Below are 1,395 nucleotides of genomic sequence, written 5' to 3' on the forward strand. Positions count from 1 at the left end.
CGGTGGAGGACGGAATGGAGATCAGCTGCCGCCTCTAGTACTGCAACGGTGTTTTTCGCGGTGGTTTGTTGGCTTCTGGTGGTGTGTGGCCGCGTCGTTTGTAGTGGCTGGTGCGGGCCTGGAACTGTCGTCGCCGTCGCCAGTGTGACCAGTGCAGGACGTGGTCGATGGGTGCCGGGCGGCGGTGGGCGAGGCGGTGGATCAGGCGTCGGAGTTCGGGCAGGGTGAGGGGTATGAGCTGGGAGGATCCGTTTCTGCTTTCCCGGTGTCGAGTTCACGGGCCCGCAGGACGGTGAGGCAGGCGTGGGCGGCCATCGCGAGGGTCATGTGGCGGTGCCAGCCGGGATATCGGCGGACCTGGTAGTCGTCCAGGCCGCACTCCTGTTTCGCGGTCTGGAAGCATTCCTCGACCGCCCACCGGCTTCCCGCGATGCGGATGAGGTCGTCGAGTGTGGTTTCGGCTGGGCAGTAGGCGATGTAGTAGGAGATCTCGTCCGGCCGGCTGACGCTTCGGCGGGCGATCACCCAGTGCCGGCGGTCCTCGCGGTGCCAGGGCCGGACCTCGACCCTGGCCCAGTCGTAGACCCTCGGGCCGTGGGCGCCATGGCCGCAGGAACGGCGCTTCCACTTCTGCCGGGGCAGCCCGGGAAACAGGTCGTGAACGGGATGGTCGATGGCCCAGCGGGTGACCACGGTGTCATGGCGGGTGGTTGCCATGACATGGAAGACATCCGCCCGCTCGAGCTCAGACCGCCAGCCTTTGGAGAAACCGTAGGCGGCATCCGCGGTCACCCACCGGAACGGAATCTTCTCGGCGATCGCCCGGCGGACCATGGCCTTGGCGATCACCACCTTCGTCTCGAAGGCGACCGTGTCCCCGATGCCGGCCGCCCGGCACCGTTCCCGGTCATCCGTCCATGACGTGGGCAGATACAGACGCCGGTCGATCAACGTGCGGCCCCGGCCACCGGCATAGGCGAGGAACACCCCGATCTGGGAGTTCTCCGTCCGCCCGGCGGTGCCGGAGTACTGACGCTGGACGCCGGCCGAGCGGATACCCTTCTTCAAGAACCCGGTGTCGTCCACGATCAGTACCGCGTCCGGATCGCCGAGATGCTCGACGACGTACTCCCGCACGTCGTCCAGGACCTCGTCCGCATCCCACTCGATCCGGTTCAGCAGCCGGTGGATCCGGTCCGGACCCGCATGCCCGGCCTCCTCCGCGAGTGTCCAGCCGTTCTTCCGCTCCAACGGCGCTATCAGACCCCGCATATAGGCAAGAGCCGACTCGCGAGGCTCCGACCTGGAGAAACGGTGCACGAACCGCTCATGCAAAGCCTTCAGTTCACCCGCCCACGACCGGGCATCAGCAAGCTCCCCACCCATGAACTGACC

At 66.7% G+C, this 1,395-nt stretch carries 1 protein-coding gene; it reads right to left on the reverse strand.

Annotated elements, in window-relative coordinates; all coding sequences use genetic code 11:
* Positions 1–201: 201 nt before the first annotated feature.
* Positions 202–1,386, reverse strand: a complete 1,185-nt coding sequence (locus ACFVUS_RS43860) for an IS701 family transposase (protein WP_387781476.1) — start codon at positions 1,384–1,386, stop codon at positions 202–204.
* Between the last annotated feature and the right edge of the window lie 9 nt (positions 1,387–1,395).

Source organism: Nocardia sp. NPDC058058 (assembly GCF_042885355.1).
In the GTDB taxonomy this organism is placed as follows: domain Bacteria; phylum Actinomycetota; class Actinomycetes; order Mycobacteriales; family Mycobacteriaceae; genus Nocardia.

Bases quoted from the DNA above. Each gene is read 5' to 3' on its own strand.
- ACFVUS_RS43860 (WP_387781476.1), bottom strand. From the start codon at position 1,386: ATGGGTGGGGAGCTTGCTGATGCCCGGTCGTGGGCGGGTGAACTGAAG.